General features: G+C 66.1%; 18 protein-coding genes. 5 read left to right on the forward strand and 13 right to left on the reverse strand.

All coding sequences use genetic code 11. From position 1 onward, the window contains the following. Nucleotides 1-94: 94 nt before the first annotated feature. The 3 genes from CNE_RS08990 to CNE_RS09000 all read right to left on the reverse strand — a co-directional run bounded on the left by CNE_RS08990 (nucleotide 95) and on the right by CNE_RS09000 (nucleotide 3,302). Nucleotides 95-1,258, reverse strand: coding sequence for a porin (locus tag CNE_RS08990; protein WP_013956816.1), 1,164 nt, complete (start codon nucleotides 1,256-1,258; stop codon nucleotides 95-97). A gap of 112 nt (nucleotides 1,259-1,370) precedes the next feature. Beyond that, nucleotides 1,371-1,940 carry an RBBP9/YdeN family alpha/beta hydrolase gene (locus CNE_RS08995; RefSeq protein ID WP_013956817.1) on the reverse strand — a complete coding sequence of 190 codons (570 nt, stop codon included), beginning with the start codon at nucleotides 1,938-1,940 and terminating at the stop codon, nucleotides 1,371-1,373. 27 nt (nucleotides 1,941-1,967) lie between these two features. Continuing rightward, nucleotides 1,968-3,302, reverse strand: coding sequence for an MFS transporter (locus CNE_RS09000; RefSeq protein ID WP_013956818.1), 1,335 nt, complete (start codon nucleotides 3,300-3,302; stop codon nucleotides 1,968-1,970). 685 nt (nucleotides 3,303-3,987) lie between these two features. On the opposite strand from CNE_RS09000, the gene CNE_RS09005 reads away from it, so the two are divergent. From CNE_RS09005 to CNE_RS09025, 5 genes are read left to right on the forward strand one after another with little or no spacing between them, the layout of a single operon-like run. Beyond that, entirely contained in the window at nucleotides 3,988-4,941 is a 954-nt protein-coding gene (locus tag CNE_RS09005) for a hypothetical protein (RefSeq protein WP_013956819.1), read from the forward strand. Then, the gene (locus tag CNE_RS09010) at nucleotides 4,938-5,822 is read left to right on the forward strand and encodes a HesA/MoeB/ThiF family protein (protein ID WP_013956820.1); all 885 of its coding nucleotides are present in this window, start codon (nucleotides 4,938-4,940) and stop codon (nucleotides 5,820-5,822) included. The genes CNE_RS09005 and CNE_RS09010 overlap by 4 nt, the downstream gene beginning before the upstream one ends. Nucleotides 5,823-5,825: 3 nt before the next feature. Continuing rightward, entirely contained in the window at nucleotides 5,826-7,049 is a 1,224-nt protein-coding gene (locus CNE_RS09015) for a hypothetical protein (RefSeq protein ID WP_013956821.1), read from the forward strand. Next, nucleotides 7,046-8,155 carry a GNAT family N-acetyltransferase gene (locus CNE_RS09020; protein WP_013956822.1) on the forward strand — a complete coding sequence of 370 codons (1,110 nt, stop codon included), beginning with the start codon at nucleotides 7,046-7,048 and terminating at the stop codon, nucleotides 8,153-8,155. The genes CNE_RS09015 and CNE_RS09020 overlap by 4 nt, the downstream gene beginning before the upstream one ends. Nucleotides 8,156-8,159: 4 nt before the next feature. Beyond that, on the forward strand, nucleotides 8,160-9,167 hold the full coding sequence (locus CNE_RS09025; RefSeq protein WP_013956823.1) for a nitroreductase family protein: 1,008 nt from the start codon (nucleotides 8,160-8,162) through the stop codon (nucleotides 9,165-9,167). Between the two features lie 41 nt (nucleotides 9,168-9,208). On the opposite strand, the gene CNE_RS09030 is transcribed toward CNE_RS09025, so the two are convergent. From CNE_RS09030 to CNE_RS09075, 10 genes are all read right to left on the reverse strand, one after another. Continuing rightward, entirely contained in the window at nucleotides 9,209-9,895 is a 687-nt protein-coding gene (locus CNE_RS09030) for a cyclase family protein (RefSeq protein WP_013956824.1), read from the reverse strand. Nucleotides 9,896-10,011: 116 nt separating this feature from the next. Next, nucleotides 10,012-11,769, reverse strand: coding sequence for a c-type cytochrome (locus tag CNE_RS09035; protein ID WP_238553073.1), 1,758 nt, complete (start codon nucleotides 11,767-11,769; stop codon nucleotides 10,012-10,014). A gap of 30 nt (nucleotides 11,770-11,799) precedes the next feature. Further along, entirely contained in the window at nucleotides 11,800-12,627 is an 828-nt protein-coding gene (locus CNE_RS09040) for a class I SAM-dependent methyltransferase (protein WP_013956826.1), read from the reverse strand. A gap of 93 nt (nucleotides 12,628-12,720) precedes the next feature. Next, a complete protein-coding gene (locus tag CNE_RS09045; protein WP_013956827.1) occupies nucleotides 12,721-12,963 on the reverse strand; it encodes a hypothetical protein in 243 nt (80 codons plus the stop codon). A gap of 43 nt (nucleotides 12,964-13,006) precedes the next feature. Next, nucleotides 13,007-13,351: a Na+/H+ antiporter subunit G gene (locus tag CNE_RS09050; protein WP_013956828.1), complete on the reverse strand. Its 345-nt coding sequence runs from the start codon at nucleotides 13,349-13,351 to the stop codon at nucleotides 13,007-13,009. Between the two features lie 10 nt (nucleotides 13,352-13,361). Next, entirely contained in the window at nucleotides 13,362-13,634 is a 273-nt protein-coding gene (locus CNE_RS09055) for a K+/H+ antiporter subunit F (RefSeq protein ID WP_013956829.1), read from the reverse strand. Next, the gene (locus CNE_RS40645) at nucleotides 13,619-14,122 is read right to left on the reverse strand and encodes a Na+/H+ antiporter subunit E (RefSeq protein WP_010812079.1); all 504 of its coding nucleotides are present in this window, start codon (nucleotides 14,120-14,122) and stop codon (nucleotides 13,619-13,621) included. Before CNE_RS40645 ends, CNE_RS09055 begins: the two co-directional genes overlap by 16 nt. 3 nt (nucleotides 14,123-14,125) lie before the next feature. Further along, entirely contained in the window at nucleotides 14,126-15,667 is a 1,542-nt protein-coding gene (locus tag CNE_RS09065; protein WP_013956830.1) for a monovalent cation/H+ antiporter subunit D, read from the reverse strand. Continuing rightward, entirely contained in the window at nucleotides 15,664-16,032 is a 369-nt protein-coding gene (locus tag CNE_RS09070; RefSeq protein WP_013956831.1) for a Na+/H+ antiporter subunit C, read from the reverse strand. The genes CNE_RS09065 and CNE_RS09070 overlap by 4 nt, the downstream gene beginning before the upstream one ends. Then, entirely contained in the window at nucleotides 16,032-18,836 is a 2,805-nt protein-coding gene (locus CNE_RS09075) for a monovalent cation/H+ antiporter subunit A (RefSeq protein WP_013956832.1), read from the reverse strand. The genes CNE_RS09070 and CNE_RS09075 overlap by 1 nt, the downstream gene beginning before the upstream one ends. Nucleotides 18,837-19,069 lie beyond the last annotated feature (233 nt).

Genomic DNA, 19,069 nt, shown 5'->3' on the forward strand with positions numbered 1-19,069 from the left:
TCGAAACGAAAAAGAACGGCCGCGCGGGGGAATCCCCCGGGCGGCCGCAAACGAGCATATTGCCCGGTGTCGATCCGATGACCGGATCGCCTGGTCAGAACTTGTGGCGAATGCCGACGGCGGCTCCGAACATATTGCTCTGGCCATTGCCCAGCGCGTAGCTGTTGCCCAGCGACAGGCTGTTGGCGTAGACCGTTGCCAGCGATTCCATCATCAGGCCGGCGTTCTTGGCGTAGGCGGTCGTCAGGTAGACGTCGGTGCGCTTGGAGAACGCATAGTTCGCCACGAAAGCGATCTGCCAGGGATTGGCGACGTTGGTATTGCCGAACAGGCTCTTGACGTCGTCGTAGTTGTATTCCAGCGTCAGGCCAATGGCTGACGTGACCTGGTAGTTGGCGCCGATCCAGTAGAAGTCATCACGCTGGATCACGACATCCGCCGCGTTCTTGTTCTGGCCCCAGCGGTAGCCGCCCATGATCTTGGCCGGCCCGATGCTGTAGCTGGCGCCCACCACGGCCTTCTTGGCAGTGCCATTGCTGGTGCCGATGGTCGGGTTCCACTGATCGTAGCCAGCGGTCACGCCAAACGGGCCGCCCTGGTACGCAACCGCGGCGCCATAGGCGGTATCGCGCCGGAACTGGCCGGGGACCTCGCCGTTGCCACCGATCGGCGTGGCGATGCCCACGGTGGCCGGCAAGGCCAGGCCCGTGCCAAACGACCAGTGCGCCAGCGCCGTGACCGGGCCGAACTTGCCGGTGTACTTGACCGTGTTGTCCTCACGGAAGTTCGGGCCAGACTGCAGCACCACCGGTTCGTATTGCGTGGCATAGGCCGTGGGCGAGAAATTGGCCAGTGCCTCGAACATCGACGTGTACTGGCGGCCCAGGCTGACCATGCCGATGCCGGGCTTCTGCACGCCCACGTACGCCTGGCGCCCGAACAGCCTGCCGCTTTGCTGCGAGGTGCCGCTGTCGACGTTGAAGCCGCTTTCCAGCACGAACAGCGCCTGCAGTCCGCCACCGAGGTCCTCGCTGCCGCGAAGGCCCCAGCGCGAGCCGGAGACGCCGCCGGAGTTCATGCGGTAGACGTCGTTGGCCGGGCCGCGGTTGAATTGGTTGGCGGCAGTCGGGACCGCGCCGACGTGATTGGCATACTCCACATTGATGTCCGCCACGCCGTACAGCGTAACGTTCGACTGGGCGAAGGCGCCCCCCGAACAGGCGAGCAGCGCGGCCGCGGCCATGCTCCTGAGCTTCATTGGTATTTCTCCTCTTTTCCTTTGGTTGCGATGCGGATGAATCCGTCTCTGTGAGTACTACGGGATCTGCAATCTCTGTGGCGGCGTTGCGCTACGCGAAGGCTATTGCCGCTCAGTTGGCGCGCAGCAGCTTTTCCAGCAACTCGGTCGCGCGCGGCCACGGGCCATATCCGGCCGCCGGGTTCAGATGGCCGACTTCGCCGAGGTCGACCAGGCGGCTGCCCCAGTCGCTGGCCATCTGCGCGGCGCGCTCATAGCTGGCCAGCGGATCGTTGCGGCTGGCGGCGAGGAGGCTGGGGAAGGGCAGTTGTGCCCGGGGCACGGGCAGCCAGCCGTTCCCGGCCAGCGTGGCGTGGTCCGGATAGCCGGCCGGCATCGGCGTTTCAAGATCAGCAGGCGTGGCCAGCAGCGCGCCGCGGATCTTGCGGTGGTGCTGCGCGGCCCAATGCACGGTGATCATCACGCCGGCGCTATGCGCCACCAGCACCACCGGGCCGTCGATATCGGCCAGGGCAGCGTCCAGCGCGGTCACGCGGGCATCACGGCTGAGCTTGTCGTGCTCCAGCGGCGCCACCGAACGGGCGTTCGGCAGCTCGGCCTGGAGCAGGGTCTGCCAGTGTTCCGCCACGTGATCGCGCAGGCCGGGAACCATCAGGAAGGTGGTATCAGCGGGAAGGTTCATCAGTCGTCCAGGTAATCAGTCAGAAGATCAGGCCTTGTTCGGGTCTGCCTCACGCTGGTTTTCCAGGCGAAGCAGGTCGGCCATGTAGGTGCGGCGCCCCACCAGGAAGCACAGCGCGGCAAGCACGCCTGCCAGCGGGATCAGTTGAAGGGCGCCGAGCAGGCCAATGCGGTCGGCGATCAGGCCAGTGACAAAGGGTCCGGGCGCCAGGCCCAACAGGTTGTTTGCCAGCGTGAGCGTGGCAAAGGCGGTGGCATGGATGGCCGGATGGGTCAGGTTTGCAACCGCGGCACTGGCCGGGCCGGCCGTGCCACCGACAAACAGCATGCCGGCACCGATCAGCACCAGTTGCGCGGTGCCGGCGGGCAGGTGGAACGCAGTGAGCAGCAGCGCGCAGCAGGTCACGCTGTAGGCCACGGCCATCAGCCACTTGCGCCCGGGGGCGTGGCGAGCCGCCCAGTCCGTCAGCGCGCCGCACAGGACCATCCCTGCGCCACCCGCCAGTACGAATGCCGCGGCGGTCACGCCGGCACGGTCCGTCGCCATGCCGTAGTAGCGCGCCAGGAAGCTCGGCATCCAGGTGAGCAGGGCGCCCATGACCAGCAACTGCAGCGCACTACCCACATACGCGCAGAGGATCGAACGCGCCGAAAAGAGGGCAGACAGCAGCGGGCGCAGTGAGACGCTCTCGCGCCGAGCGGCACTGTCCGGTTCCTCGCCCAGCGCACGGCGTTGCGCATGCAGGCGCGGCTCGGTAATGAAGAGACGATAGAACCCGACCAGCACAAGCCCGAAGATCGCCATGCCGGCAAAGGCCCAACGCCAGCCAAAGTGAGCGGACAGGGCACCCCCCGCCGCCATCCCCAGCACGGAGCCAAACGCCCCGCCAGCGATGAACGCCGAACTCAGGCTCGCACGCAGATGGCGCGGAAACACCGAAAGCACCACGGCAATGCCGACGCTGCCATAGGCCGCCTCACCAATCCCCACGCACAGCCGCGCCACGAACATCTGCCCGAAATTGTTGGCCAGCGCGCAGCCCAGCGTGGCCAGGCTCCACAGCGCCGCCATCAGGATCAAGCTCCTGACCCGGCCCCAGCGGTCAGCCAGGATGGACAGCGGAAACGTCAGCAGGCCAACCATCAAGGCCACGATCCCGCCCAGCGCACCGAGCTCGGTGTCGCTCAGCGACCATTCCACCTTCAGCAGCGGAAAGACGGCGTTGAGCACCTGCCGGGACATGTAGTCCGACAGCAACAAGCCAAAGCTCAGCGCAAAGACGAGCCAGGCGTAAGAACGCGACGAACTCGCACCGGCCGCGCCGGCTGAGATGGGGGAATGCGTGGTGGTTTGCCCGAGCATGAAAAGCCTTTTCCTGGATGCGCTTGACTGCGTCATGGCTACGCATGCAGGGGACAAAACCCTCCTTTCAAACGCTGGCCACAGTCCTGTCGCGACCGGCGAAGTATCTAGGATTGGCTATCAGCAGTTTGACTAGCGGGGACAACTTGTTTGCAATTTGGGACAGTCGGGGAAAACGAGGAGTGGGTTGGGCGGGGGGTGGCTCCGAAGATGAGGCGCGCGCGTTTGTAGCTACGCAATACCCCAATGCAAAGACGACCCGCGTGGGCGGCGGCACGCCACCGAAGAGTGGTAATCAATGGCGCCCGTGGTTGCAGGAATAAGTATGGACTAGAGCACTGAATGAACCCGTATGCCCAATCGTTGCCGGGCGTGGCACCATCGTCACGTTCGATCAGGATCGGTAGATACGCGTTGGGCGACTCCAGGGAGCTTGGTGATATTTTTGTTATGTGCCATAACAATTTAACATAATATACATTCTGCGAAATTCGTTTGTTGGCCGTTTTTTCTAATGTCGTACTTGAGCCAAATAGAAATGTCGTACCCCCTTACCAAAACTGGCCAGCTGTCGGCCTTCTTCCCGTGGCCACGCCCGTGACACCATAGACTGGCTGTTATATGCTCCAATCCACACTTGCCTCCCAGTCCGGCCAAACAAGAACAAGGCACCAGCCAAACCTGCATGTTCAAATTCATCGGGCGTTTTCGACAGCGGCTGCGCTACCTGGACCTGAGCCTGAAGGCCAGCCGGTCCGTCCGGATCCGAGTCGTCGAGCGGCCCGGCCTGTGGATGGACGCGCAGCAGCTCGAAGCCATGCTGGCCGAGATGCGCGGCATCGTCCAGCGGGGAATCGGCAAGGATCTCGATTACGGGGTGCTTTCCGGCGACCCTGAAAGACTGCGGCGAGCCGTGATCACGCTGCTTTATGACCGGGACAGCGGCCAGGCGATTGCGTTCAATGCGCTGTCGGTCATGCCGATCGAGATCAAGGGCCGGCCGGCTGAAGCGATTCACCTGGGGCTGGTGATGGTCGATCCGGGCTATCGAACGCAAGGACTGTCCTGGGTGCTGTACGGGCTGACCTGCATCCTGCTTTTCTTCCGCCGCGGCCTGCGCCCGATCTGGATCAGCAATGTGACCCAGGTGCCGGCCATTATTGGCAAGGTTGCCGAGGTCTTTGTCACGGCCTATCCCAATCCCTTTGAGCCGTCGCGGCGCAGCTTTGAACACCTGAGCGTGGCCCGCGAGATCATGAAATCGCATCGGCATGTCTTTGGGGTTGACGGGGCGGCGGGATTTGACGAAGCGCGCTTCGTGATTACCGATGCCTATACGGGCGGCTCGGACAATCTCAAGAAGACGTTCGACCAGGCGCCGAAGCATCGGGATGAGCGCGCCAACGAACTCTGCCAGCGGGAACTTGATTACCAGCGCGGCGACGATTTCCTGCAGATCGCCTGCCTGGACCTGGCCAGCGCGCGGAAATACCTGTTGCGGGAAGTCCCTCGGGACTCCCTGCCCGCCATCCTTTATCAGATTGCGTTCCTGGCTGTCGGGCGGATCGTCCTGCCATTGTTCCACTGGCTGAATCCGCGCGAGCCGATGGGAGTCCTGCGCGCAAGGAAAAGCCAATGATTCCACCCTTTTCATACGAGGAATTCACCACCCGCAACATCGGCTTCATCACCGACGCGGAACAGCAGCAATTGCGCAGTGCACGGGTGCTGATCTGCGGTGTCGGCGGCATGGGCGGCGCCTGCCTGCAGGCGCTGGCACGGGTGGGCATTGGCGGCTTCGCGCTGGCGGACTTCGATGCGTTCGACGTGTCGAATCTGAACCGCCAGGTGTTTGCCAGCCTGGATACCGTTGGCGTGAACAAGGTCGAGGCCACCGTGGCGCAGATCCGGCGCATCAACCCGGAACTTGCCATCGAGACCTTCGGCGCGGAGTGGACCGACAAGCTCGATGAACTGCTGAGCCGATACAAGATCGTGGTCAACGGCATGGATGACATGGCCGCGGGCATCGCGCTCTATCGCAAGGCGCGGGAGCATGGTGCGACCGTTATCGACGCCTATACCGCTCCCCTGCCCTCCGTCACGGTCGTCCGGCCGCAAGATCCCCGGCCCGAGGAGCGTCTTGCCTATCCCACGGCCGGCATGGACTGGAAGTCCCTGACGGCGGAGGTCAGGCAGGAATGCCTGGGCAAGGAACTGGAATATGTGATGGTCAACTCGAGTTCCGTCCGGCATGTGGAGCTTGGCATCGCCAAGGATCTGCTGACCGGCAAGCGCAAGCGCATGTCGTTTGCGCCGATGGTGATCACCACCGGCAATCTGATGGCGTTCGAAGCGATCAAGCTGGTGCTCGGCCGGCCGCAGCTGGCCGGTGTGCGCGGCTATTTCTTCAATCCCTGGAGCATGCGTGTCGAAACGCCCCGCAATGTGCTGACGGCATGGGCCGTGCGCGCGCTGGTACGGCGCTTCATGGCGAGGTTGATGCGAGATGAGGGCTGACGCGTGATTGACGCCCTGGCAAGCGATGTGGCCGTTACCTGGCTCGGCGCGGTGGGCTGCGGGCTCTACCTGCATTTCCTTTGGTCGCGGCGCGAGGCCGGGGCCGGCACGGGCCTGTTCCTGTTCGGGGTGCTGACGGCGCTGCTGGCAGTCCGGGGCTTTTCCTGGCTGTTTGGCGGTACGCTGCTGGCGCAGCTGGTGTTTGCGGCGGCAACCTTGCTGCCCATTGCCATGACCCTGTTTGCCGAGCACCTGGTGCGGCGCCACCACCCGTTGGGGCTGAAGCTGCTGGCGCTGGGCGTATCGGTGGTGTTCTTCGTCATCAATCTCTTTACCGATCTGTCGAACAATACGCCGCTGTTGCTGGCGTTCCTTGGGTGCTTCGCCGTGGTCACGGCAAGCAATGGCTGGTTCCTGCTGTGGCTGCGCGATGCCGAGCTGTCCGACAACGAGGAACGCCTGGCCCGGGCGGTGGTGGTGGTCGTGGCCCTGGCCGTCCCGCTCGCGGCCACAGACTTCCGCGAGGAGCTCGGCCATGTGCCGGTTCGCCTGGGGGCGCTTGGGGCGTTGGCATTCGTCTATGTATTCCTGAAGCTGTCGGAATCGCAGCGGGTCGTGCGCGGGCTGCTCGCGCATATCGCAGCCGCCCTGCTCTTCGCCGTCGTGCTGGCCAGCGTGATGGCGCTGGCTTCGCGCGGGCCCGGCCCGGGCTTCGCCGAGGCTGGCCTGCGCGGCATGCCAGTTGCCATCGCCTGGGTGCTGCTGACCGCCATTTTTGTCCGCATTCGCGCCGTTTCACTGGCGGGCGATGGCAATGCCTTCTTGCGCTGGCTGCTCCATGCCCGGCTGGATACGCCAGAGGGTTTCCTGCATTCGCTCAGGCGCCTGCCGCAGACCGCAGACCATGTGGTGCTCGGCAACGCGGAGCTTGCTGATTACGCCCTGGGCGCGCTGTTCGACCTGGCAGGAAGACGGCGTGAGCCCGTGTCGATCGGCGACGCCCGCGCGTGGGCCAGGCTCCGGGAAGGCGATCGGGTCGAGGCAGCGGAGCAACTGGTAGACCTGCTCGAGCGCCACGAAATGACCCATGCCCTGCTGATCGCGCGCCAGCCCGCGCAGGTGGTGCTGCTGAACCTGCCGCAAGGCGCCAACGCGGCCATCGGCGAGCTGCGCGCGGCGGTGATCCTGCGGCTGGCGCGCCATCTCGGGCAGCGGGAGGCCGCATGACAACAGTGCTGCGTGAAGGCGATTTCGACGCGTTCTTCGAGGCGCCCTTCGCCTGCTATGGCCGTGATACCCATTTTGTCTCGCCGATGAAGGGGGATCTTGCGCGCGCGCTGGACCCGGCGAAGAACCCGCTGTTCCGGCAGTTTGCGCGCCGCACCTGGTTCACCGCCCATCGGGACGGACGGATCGTGGGCCGTATCCTGGCCCATATCCATGATGCATTCAATCAGCAATACGGCCAGAAGCGCGGCTACTTCGGCATGTTCGACTGCGTCGATGACGTGGAGGTCGCGCAAGCGCTGCTCGACGCGGCGGCGGGCTGGGTGAAGCACAACGGCTGTGACGAACTAGCTGGCAGTTTCAACCTGACGATCACGCAGATGATCGGCATCGTCACCGAGGGCTTCGAGCATCCGCCATACACCTACCAGGAATATACGCCGCCGCATATTGCCAGGCTGCTCCAGGCATGCGGCTTCGAGCCGTTCTTTCCGATGCGCACGTTCGAACTCGACGTGCGCAGCTACGATCCGCAGCAGTTGATCGGGAGCAAGCAACGCGCGCTGCTGGATGATCCCGCCTGGCAATTCGAGCCGATCCGGCGGCGCGGCTTTGACCGGCGCCTGCTGGAAGCATGCGCTGTGCTGAACGATGGCTTTGCCAGCAACCCGATGTTCGTGCCGCTGACGGAGGAGGAATTCCTGTTTCCCTGCGCCGGCATGATGTGGATCATCGACGAGCGCCTGTCCTATACCGCTTATTTCAACGGGGAACCGATCGGGGTACTGCTGTGCGTGCCGGACCTCAATCCGTTTCTGCGCGCCACCGGCTTCCGCCTGAAGCTGTCCACGCTCTGGCATCTGATCAGGTTCCGCGCCAGCCGCAAGCGTGCGGCGATCATCTTTTTTTCCGTGCGCAGGGACTACCACAGCCGCGGCGTCAACGGCGTCATGCTGCACCATCTGCTCAAGGCGATGCGGGGTGCCGGATACTCGCATCTGGGCATCAGCTGGGTGTCGGACTCGAACGGCGCCAGCCTGAAGCAAATGGAGAAGATGGGGGCCACGGTACTGCATCAACTGCATCTCTTCAGGAAAGCCATCTAGCGATATGCTTACGCGCGATCAGCAACTCACCCTCGTTGCGCAGGCTGGCCGCGCTCCCAGCGCGCACAATATCCAGCCCGCTCGCTGGCGCTTTGCCGGCGACAAGGTTGAACTGTTTGAAGACCCTGCTCGATGGCTAGCCGTGGGCGACCCCACCGGGCGGGACAACCAGATCGCCCTGGGCATGGCCTGGGAAGGCATGGCCATCGCGCTGTCCACGCTTGGGTTGGGGCTTACGCAGCCAGAGGTCTCCGGCCTGTCCTACCCGCCCGCTACCCAGGGCCTGCGCCCAGCCGCATCTGGCCTGATCACATCAGGTGCGAGCCCGGACCCCCTTGACGCCTTCGTGGACGCACGCCGCGCCTATCGAGGCAAGTTTCTCCGTGCGACCCCGCCGCAGATCAAGTCGTTGGGCGAATGCGCTGCGGCCCACGCGGAGTTCGTCACGCTGGCGAGCGAGAACAGCACGGCGCAAATCGCCAATTGGTATGACGACGCCGCGGCTGCGGGATTGAATGACCCACGGTTTGCCGAGGAGCTCCATCACTGGCTGCGCTTGTCACCGCACGATCCGGGCTGGCCGCGCGACGGGCTTTCGGCCGAATGCATGGCACTGTCGCAGTGGGAAGCCTGGGGTGCGTCGATTGCGCTGAGACCCCGTGTGGTCCGGCTGCTCTCGGCGCTTTCGCTGACCCGCCTGCTGACATCGGAAAGCGCAAAAGTGAAAAGCGCGGCCCGGATCGTCCTGATTCATGCCCCACCCGACGTCACGAGTTTTGACATCGGGCGCCGCTGGTACCGGTTCTGGCTGGCCATGACCGCCAGGGGCTTTGCCGGCGTGCCGATGTCGGCGCTGGCCGATTCACCTGGCCATGCCGCCATGCTTGCCGAAAGCCAGCGCTTGCCGCGCGGAAACCGGCTCGTGAACATCATGCGCTTTGGGCCGGTGCCGGTCCGGGGCATCCCGCGAAGCGCAAGACTCCCCGCCGCAGAGTTGGTGCAAGCATCCTGAACCAACGACGCTTGCGGCCCTTACCCGGGGCGCGGTCCTGGCTATGCGTGTTCGCGCACCTCGGCGAAAGCGCGGACGGGGAAAGCCGCCGCGTCTCGCGCCTTCAGGGGGATGGAAAAGAAGCGAAACGGCACGCCATGCAGGCGCGACAGTCCGGTGAGGTTCTCGACGATCAGGATGCCTCGTCCCAGCAACCGGGTATGGGCCGGGCGTTCCGGGTCCTGGGTGGAGTCGACGTTCGCGCAATCCACCCCGAACAAGGAAATGCCCGCATCGCAGAGCCGGTCTATCACGTCGCGTGAGACAAACGGGTGCGATCGATAGATCTCCGTTCCCCAATGGCGATCCCAGTCGAAATTCACCAACACAGCCCGGCCTGCGAGATGCTCGGGAAACTGCAGGTCATTCCACGCCAGTTGTTGTCCGGAGGTTGCGTGGCGGGCATCGATGACCACGCCGTCAAGCACCAGCCGGCTGAGATCGAGGGCAGCAATGTCTTCCGCGCCTTCGAAGCGGTGACGCGGTGCATCCAGCTTGGTGCCGACGGACGTCTGGAACGCCACCTCGGAAATCTCGAACGAGGCTTTGCCCTCGTAGTGCCAGCCTGATTGCGCGTGCGTCATGAACGGCCGGATATGCGCGGTCAACTCGACCGCTTCACCGGTTTCGCGCTTGAAGAGGACGCCAGGCATCCCGTCGTGGAACACATGAGAGAGATCGACAATCATCTTCTGCGCTCCATCCTGGTTGCGCTGAGCTGATGCTACTGCCGGGCCTTCAGCCGGGTCAAGCTGACGAAGGGGGCATCGTAAGCCGTTCAGTCTGACCCGGGCAACGCACAAGGCTAAAGCAGCTTCAGGAATTCCAGCAGCGCATCCTTGTCGCTTTCGGCAAGGGTCGAGAACGCCTGTTCATGGCCGCGGTTGTCGCGCCCCGCTGTCGCCGTGTCGTAGAGCACGGGTTTCGACCACGGCTGGTAGCTGGCCGGATAGGCCCAGGTGCCGTTCGCATCGAGCTTGCCGGCGATGCCCAGCTTGCCGTAGTCCAGTGCATGACCGCCGACCCAGAAGCGCCTGGGCCGCGCCTGCGGATGCATGAGATGCCAGAGCGTGGGCACGGAGCCGTTATGGAGGTACGGGGCCGTCGCCCACACGCCGGAGAGAATGGGCGCGACATAACCCCCGGTGTTTGCCGCGTCGATATGCTTGCCCAGCTCGGAGCGTGAGATGGCTTGCAGCAGGCCGGGATCGATCGCTTGCCAGCGCGTCGGGTCAGTACCGATATCCGCCTGTGCCACCAACCGGTTGGGGAAGCTGACAAGGCGCGGGCGCTCCGTGTCCTGGCTGTAGCTGCCGTGGCACTGGGCACAATGGGCATCAAAGACGGCGCGGCCGCGCGCGGCGCGGGGGCGGTCAATCGGGCCCGGAAACGACGGCGGCGTGTAGCCCGCCATGAATCGCATGACGTCTTCCACCTGCGGAATGGCGCGGCCGGCGCGATCCGGCGGCATTCCCATGGTCGGCACGGTGAAAAAGGCCACGATATGCGCCAGCCGCCCGGCATCATCGGCGGCACCGGGCGCTACCGGCGCAAAGCGCGGCGCGCCCTTGCTGGTATAGACGCCGTCGTAGAGCAGCGATGAGCGCAGCCTGCGGTAACCCAGTTCCGGAATCGAGGTGGAACCACTGGCGGCCGTGCCCGCTGAGAGCAGATGAAACTGGAACTTGAGTGCCGCGACGCCATTGGTGCTGCCAGCCGCGCCGTTGCTGAACGGCAGTGGCTCGTCACCGCTGGCTTCGAGTTCCGCCACCCGTTTCACCAGCCGCGGCCAGACGAATCTCCGGATGGTATCCAGTTCCTCCTTGCTGGTGTCGGGGTAAAGCTGGTGGATGGCTGAGAGGAGCGTTTCCGGATCGGATTTCACCCGCTTCACCGCCTGATAGACCGCGGCGACGAAGGCGTCGAGGTTGAGGGAGGTATTCGGCAGCCCCAGCCAGACATCGTTGGTGGGACGCCCGTCCTTGCCGTAGGTGATGCCCGCATGGCACGAGGCGCATCCCAGGTTGGAAACCTCCAGGCGGATCTTCGGGATATCCCGGCCGATCATTCCGCTGACCACGCCCAGGGGCTTGTCGAACCTGGGCTGTTGCTGGCGCGGCCAGTTGCGGACCGCATCGGGATAGATGAAGCCGAACTCGCGCAGCGCCCGGCGCAAGGCGTCCTGGGTGACCGGAACGCCGGGTCCGCCGGCCAGCAGCAGCGCGGTCGTTGCCAGCTTCCACGGCAGCGCATTGGTTTCCAGGGTATCGGTGCTCAGGCCGCCGAAGTCATCGAAGACAAAGCGTGCCGCGCCGAGGTCGTCGGCTCGATCCCCGGCCCTGAAGTCCCGCATGACCGCGGATTCGCCTTCAGCATAGCCGCGCAGGAAATCGCATCCCGACAGCGAACCTAAGAGCAGACCGATCGCGAGCACGCGTCGTACAAGAGGCATCGTAGTCATCGTCCGACAGTGCGCGCCAGGGATTCCGGACCGCGCCGCGCTGATGGTAGCCGACGATCCGTGCTGTCTCAAGCCAACTGCTGCAGCCAGGCCACTGCCCAAGTGGCGCGGCGACGAACTGCCGGGGCAGCTTTATCCGGCGGGCGCCGTTACCATCACCACGTGCGCCTGCATCGGCCCGGCCAACGGACCCGCGCCGTAAGCCTCCAGGAAGGCCTGTTCGCAATGGTCGGTTGCCCGGCCGAGCGCATCCGGCCCGCGCCGCTCCAGGTCGGCGCGCAACGGCGTGCCCTGGCAGAATGCCACCGCCGGGATGCGGGCGGCGCTGGCGCGGCTGGTTGCCGCGACGGTTTCAAAGACCGGGGATGACTGGAATCCGCCCAGGCGCAGATCCTGCTCGATGGTGGCCTGGCTGTGGTAACCATGCGGGACGCGGGCCATGAACTCGGGCGGCGCGTCGGGAAACAGCGTGGCGAGTGCCCCGGTGACATCGCGGGCAAAGGCGTTGAATTCCAGCCGGTCCCAGACATTGAAGATCAGCGTGCCGCCCGGCACCAGCACGCGGCGGGCTTCGGCGAAGGCTCGGCCCTTGTCCGGGAAGAACATCACGCCAAACTGGCAGGCGACCATGTCGAAGCTGGCATCGGCAAACGGCAGCGCCATGGCGTCGGCCTCGCGCCACTGCACCGGGCGGCTGGTGCCGGCCTGCTCCGCCCGCGCCAGCATCGGCGCGTTGAGGTCGGTGGCAACGATCATGGTATCGGCCGGCAGCCGCCCGGCGATTTCCCGGGTCAGCACGCCGGTGCCGGCGGCCAGTTCCAGCACCCGCCGCGGCTGCAGCGCGGCGATGCGGGCAGCCATGTCGGCAGCGTATGGCGCAAAGATCATCGGCACCATCAAGGCCTCATAGACTTCGGGAATCGCGCCCGCGAAGACTTTGTCCGAGTGTTGCAAGTCCATGAAACCCCCTGCCCTGGCGTGGAAGTTGCCGGCATCGCCTGACTGGGTGTAGGACACATTGCGGAGAAAGTAAACCGTGGCGGCCAGAACGTCTTATGCGCGGGAGGCGGCTTCCTTCAGCTGGTCACTGGCAGAAGTCAGCATGCGCAGTGTCTCTTCGAACACCGGCAGCGCGTCCTCGCGGCCTGGCGCGTCCTGCGGCATGCCATCCCGGTCGGCCGTGACGCCGCGGATGAGTTGATCGAGGAACCCGGGCCGGGTCATCTCGGTGCGCTGCAGCAGCATGTGCAGCAGGTAGCAGCAGGCACCAAGGCGCGGATCTTGCGGGGTTGGCATGGCTTGGTCTCCTTTGGGTTGGTCGGGTTTGCGCGTCGCGGCCCTAATCGCGGATGCGCGGCATCCAGCCGCTGCCGCGCGTGCGCGGATCCACCGGCAGCTGGCGCTGCAGCGCGGCCTTGGCCAGCATGTGGGCGCTGATCGGCGCGGTCAGGAACAGGAAGGCGGTCACCAGCAGCTCGTGCAGGCTGGCATCGCCCCGGAAGCTGAAGTACGCCACCGAGGCCAGCACCACCCCGCCCACGCCCAGCGTGGTCGACTTGGTCGGCCCATGCAGCCGCATGAAGAAGTCCGGCAGCCGGAACAGCCCGATCGCCCCGACCAGCATGAACACGCTGCCCACCAGCAGCAGCGCGCACACGATGAATTCCGCAACAGGATGCAGCATCTGGCGCTCCCTAATATTCGATGATGTCGCCGCGCTGCAGGTACTTGGACAGCGCCACGGTGCCGACGAAGCCCATCACCGCGATCAGCAGCGCGGCCTCGAAGAACAGTGCCGAATCCAGGCTGATGCCGAGCACCACGATCAGCGCGATGGCGTTGATATTCAGCGTGTCCAGCGCCACGATGCGGTCCGGCAGGCTGGGTCCGCGCAGCAGCCGCGCCAGGGTCAGCAGGAAGGCGAGGCCCAGGATCACCAGGCAGACCGGTATCACGATGGCAAGCATTGGAAGATCTCCTTGAGCGGGGTTTCATAGCGCGACTTGATGAGCTCGACCAGCGCGGCCTCTTCCTCAAGGTCCAGCACGTGCACGAGCAAGGCGCGGCGGTCATCGCTCAGCTCTGCGCACAGCGTGCCGGGGCTGAGCGAGACGATGCTGATCAGTGCGGTGGTGGCGAGTTCGTGCTCGACATCGAGCGGCACCACGATAAAGGCGGGGCGCAGGCGCGCGGTGGGACCCAGCACCATGATGGCCACTTCCACGTTGGCTTTCACGATATCGAACAGCACATGGATGCTGAGCCGCAGGATCAGGTCGGGCCGCGACAGGCGGAACGCGCCCAGCACCAGCCAGCGGTCGGCCAGCCGGCCGATGGCCCAGCCCAGCAGTGCCCCCAGCAGCCAGTGCCCGGGGGCCAGGCTGTTGGTCAGCAGCAGCCACATGATCATCAGGATCAGGCTCAGCCAGGGATGGGGAAGCAGGCGCTGCAGCATGGCTTACCCTGGCTGCCCGGGCAGCACTGCCCGGAGATAGGCGGCGCGGTCCAGCAGCTGCGCCGCCGCGTCGGCCACATAGTCGCTGACCGGCCGCGCGCATACCGTCAGCGCGACATTGCCCGCCAGCAGCAGTGCGCAGCAGGCCAGCTTGCGCGCGTCGGGCCGCACGCGCACGCGTGCCGCGCCGGGATGGTCTTCGTCGAGGTATTCATCCCCGTCCGGCACGCGCTCCGCATCATGCGGCAGCCGCCACAGCAGCCGCGTGCCGGTGCGGGACACGGCAATCAGCAGCAGCAGGCCCGACACCAGCACCGCGGGCCACAGCGCCGGCACCCACGGCGGCGGGGTCGCGCGCAGGACCATGAGCTTGCCGAGGAAGCCCGACAGCGGCGGCAGCCCCACCGCTGCCACCACGCCCACCAGGTACAGCAGCCCGGCCAGCCGCGAGGCACTGACCGGGGGCCCGTCCTCGCGCGCCAGCTCCGGCTCCAGCGCGTCGGCCAGGAGGAACAGCGCGGCGGTACACAGCGTGGTGCTGAGCAGGTAGAACATCGCCGCGGCCCAGCCGGCTTGCGTCTGCATCGATACGCAGGCGGCCAGCAACCCGACCGATGTCACCACCAGGTAGCTGGTCATCGCGCGCAGCGTGCCGGCAGCGACCGCGCCCAGCGCGCCGACCGCCAGCGTGACCAGCGCCAGCACGAACACCCAGTCATGCAGGAATGGCCCCAGCAGCCCCTGCGGGCCGCCGAAGATCAGCGCATCGCAACGCAGCATCGCGTAGATGCCGACCTTGGTCATGATGGCAAACAGCGCTGCAACCGGGCCGGTGGCGCTGGCGTAGGCGCGCGGCAGCCAGAAATACAGCGGGAACAACGCCGCCTTCAGCGCAAAGACCAGCATCAGCATGGCGCCGGCAGCCACCGCCAGCGGCAGGTCCTGGGCCGGCAGGCCGGCCAGGCGCAGGCCGAGGTGCGCCATGTTCAGCGTGCCCGACAGCCCGTACAGCACGCCGACCGCCACCAGGAAGAACGACGACGCCACCAGGTTCAGGATCACATAGTGCAGCCCGGCGCCGATGCGCGCCCGCCCTGCCCCATGCACCAGCAGTGCATAGGACGCGATCAGCAGGATCTCGAAGAAGACGAACAGGTTGAACAGGTCGCCCGCCAGGAAGGCGCCGTTCAGGCCCATCAGCTGGAACTGGAACAGCGCATGGAAATGCCGGCCCTGCCGGGCGGTGCCCTCTCCCGCCGCCGCCAGCGCGGCGACGGCCAGCACCACGGTCAGGGCCAGCATCATCGCGCCGGTGCGGTCCATCTGCAGCACGATGCCGAACGGGGCGGACCAGTTGCCCATCGCATAGACCGCAATCTCGCCGGTAGCCGCCTGGCGCAGCAGGTGCACCGCCACTGGCGCCAGCAAGAGCGTGGCCACGGCGCAGACGATGCGCTGCGCGCGCAGCCGCTGGGCCGGCATCGCGGTCAGCAGCGCACCGGCAAACATGGGGATCAGGATGGGCAGCAGCACGGCGTGGTTCATGGCCGCGGCTCCTGATTACCGCCATCGGGATCGCGCCCCTCCGGCTGGCCGGCGGCGTCGACATGGTCGCTGCCGGTCAGCCCCAGCGAGCGCAGCGCCAGCACCACCGCGAACGCCGTCATGCCGAACGCGATCACGATGGCGGTCAGCACCAGCGCCTGGGGCAAAGGGTCGGCGTAGCTGGCGCCCGCCACGATCACCGGCGGCCGGCCGATCGACAGGCGCCCCATGCCCAGCAGGAACAGGCTGACCGCATACGACAGCAGCGTCAGCCCCAGCACCACGGTGAAGACGCGCTCGCGCAGCAGCAGGTAGATGCCGCCCGCGGCCAGGATGCCGATGGTGATGGCGTAGAGCGCGGCCATCAGGCGTCCTCCGCGGCCTGTGCCGGCGGCAGGTTGCGCACACCCAGGTGCGATACGATCACCAGCGTGGTTCCCGTCACAGTGCAGAAGACTCCCAGGTCAAAGATCATCGCCGTGGCCAGCTCCACCTCGCCGATGCCAGGTATGTGGAAATGCCCGAAGGCAGTGGTCAGGAACGGATAGCCGAAGGCCAGGCTGCCCAGCCCGGTCAGGCCCGCCAGCAGGATGCCCGCGCCGGCAATGGCGCGATAGTCCGGCGCAATGCGCGCTTCGGTCCAGCGCACGCCGCTGGCAACGTACTGCAGCAGCAGCGCCACCGAGGTGATTAGCGCCGCGACAAAGCCGCCGCCCGGCAGGTTGTGCCCGCGCAGCAGGATATAGACCGCCACCAGCAGCGTCAGCGGCAGCATCAGCCGCGCCAGCATGGCCAGCAGCAGCGGATGCGCCTGGCTGGTCCACGGCAGGCCATCGGGCGCTGCCGACGGCGTGTCCAGCCGCATGCCCTTGAGCAGCGCCTGCACCGCCAGCCCTGCGATCAGCAGCACGCAGATCTCGCCCATGGTGTCGAAGCCCCGGAAATCCACCAGCAGCACGTTGACCACGTTGTGCCCGCCGCCGCCCGGCACGGACTGGTCGATGTAGAAGGCAGACACCGGGTCATAGGGCCGCGTCATCACGGCGTAGGCCGCCATCGCCAGCAAGGTGCCGCCGCCAAGCGCCAGCACCAAATCCCGCCCGCGGCGCGCCGCCCCGGCGCGCTCCGGCGTCTCGCGCGGCAGGTAGAACAGCGCCAGCACCAGCAGCAGGATCGTCACCACCTCCACCGAGATCTGCGTCAGCGCCAGGTCCGGTGCGGAGAACCGCAGGAATGCCATCGACACCATCAACCCGCAGCCGCCCAGCAGCACCAGCGCGAACAGCCGCTGGCGGTGCGTCACCACCACGCCCACCGCGCACAGCCCGAGCAGCGCCAGCGTGGCGGCACCGATCAGGTCGATGGCGCCCGCCGGCACGCTGCCACCGAGCCATTCCAGGTCAGCCAGGAAGTATGCCGGCACGGCCAGCAGCGCCAGCAGCATCCAGGCGACATAGGTCTGCAGCGAGCCGTTCTCCAGCCAGCGCGTGACGGCCGCGGCAAAGCGTTCCAGCGCATGCATGCCATGCTCGAATGACTGGCGCGCGCTCAGGTGGCTGATCGCGTGTTGCAGGCGCCGCAGCGCGTCGCGGCGCAGGAAGAACAGCGCCGCGCCCCCGCCCATCGACACCAGGCTCATCAGCAGCGGCAGGTTGACCCCGTGCCACAGGTTCAGGCTGTACTCCGGCAGGGGCGCGCGCAGCGTGGCCAGCGAAGCCGCCGCCAGCAGGTCGCCCACCGTATAGGCCGGCACCAGACCGACCACCAGGCAGATCACCACCAGGAACTCCACCGGCACCTTCATGAAGCGCGGCGGCTCGTGCGGCGGGTAGTGGGGCACGTCGGGCTGCCGGGCGCCGAAGAACACGCCGTAGATAAAGCGCAGCGAATAGGCCATCGTCAGCGCCCCCGCCAGCGTCGCCGCGGTCGGGATCACCCAGTTGAAGTCGCCCAGCAGGCCCTGCGCCAGGGTCTCGCCGAAGAACATTTCCTTGCTGAGGAAGCCGTTGAACAACGGCACCCCCGCCATCGACAGCGATGCCACGATGGCCAGCACCGCGGTGTGCGGCATATAGCGCGCCAGCCCGTGCAGGCGGTCCAGGTCGCGCGTGCCGGTTTCATGGTCGATGATGCCGGCCGCCATGAACAGCGACGCCTTGAACACCGCGTGGTTGATGATATGGAAGATGGCCGCCACCGTGCTGAGCTGGGTATCGAGCCCGAACAGCAGCGTGATCAGGCCCAGGTGGCTGATGGTGGAATAAGCCAGCAGCCCTTTCAGGTCCCGCTGCAGCAGCGCCAGGCCAGCGCCTACGATCAGCGTGGCCAGCCCCGTCATGCTGACCAGGTAGAACCAGCTGTTGGTGCCGTCCAGCACCGGATAGAGCCGCGCCAGCAGGAACACGCCGGCCTTGACCATGGTGGCCGAGTGCAGGTAAGCCGAGACCGGCGTGGGCGCTGCCATGGCATGGGGCAGCCAGAAGCTGAACGGGAACTGCGCTGACTTGGTGAAGACCGCCAGCAGGACCAGCACCAGCATCGGCAGGTACAGCGGGTGGTGCTGCACCTTGCCGGCCTGCGCGAGCACCTCGGACAGCTCGAAGCTGCCGCAGATATGGCCCAGCAGCAGCACCCCAGCCAGCAGCGCCAGCCCGCCGCCGCCCGTGACCGCCAGCGCCATGCGCGCGCCCTGGCGCGCATCGGTGCGCCATGACCAGAAGCCGATCAGCAGGAACGAGAGGATGCTGGTCAGCTCCCAGAACACCACCAGCAACAGCAGGTTGCCGGCCAGCACCACGCCCAGCATGGCCGCCATGAACAGCAGCAGCAGGCAGAAGAAGCGCACCGCGGATTCATTGCGCGCGAGGTAGTAGCGCGCGTACAGGATCACCAGCAGGCCCACGCCCAGCACCAGCAGCGCAAACAGGAACGACAGGCCATCCAGCCGCAGCGACAGGTCCAGCCCGAGCTGCGGCAGCCACGCCACGCGCCAGCCCAGCGCATGTCCCGGCGGTTCGAAGACCGCGCCGCGCAGGCTCAGCAGCAGCACCAGCGCTGCCAGCGGCAAACCGATGACGACAGGCGCCAGCAAGCGCGCGGTCCGCATGCCGATCAACCACGCCAGCGCCGCGGCCAGCAGGGGCAGCGCGATCAGCAGCACCAGCGCCATGCGCCCCCCTCAGCCGTTGCCCGGGATCACGGCCGGCCTGTGCCGGCCGTCGATGCGCCGGGCGGCAAGCCGGGCCGATGGTGCTTGTCTTGCAAATGGGGCGGTGGTCATGGGCCAGGTCCTCTATGCGGGCAGTCTTGCCCCCTACTTTCCGGATTCTGCCGGCATTGCGCAAGTCATGCTTGCCTTATTACGCGGCGCACGAAAGAATTCATCGCTTTGCTGGAAGAATC

Origin of the sequence: Cupriavidus necator N-1, from assembly GCF_000219215.1 — a bacterium.
GTDB classification, from domain to species: domain Bacteria; phylum Pseudomonadota; class Gammaproteobacteria; order Burkholderiales; family Burkholderiaceae; genus Cupriavidus; species Cupriavidus necator.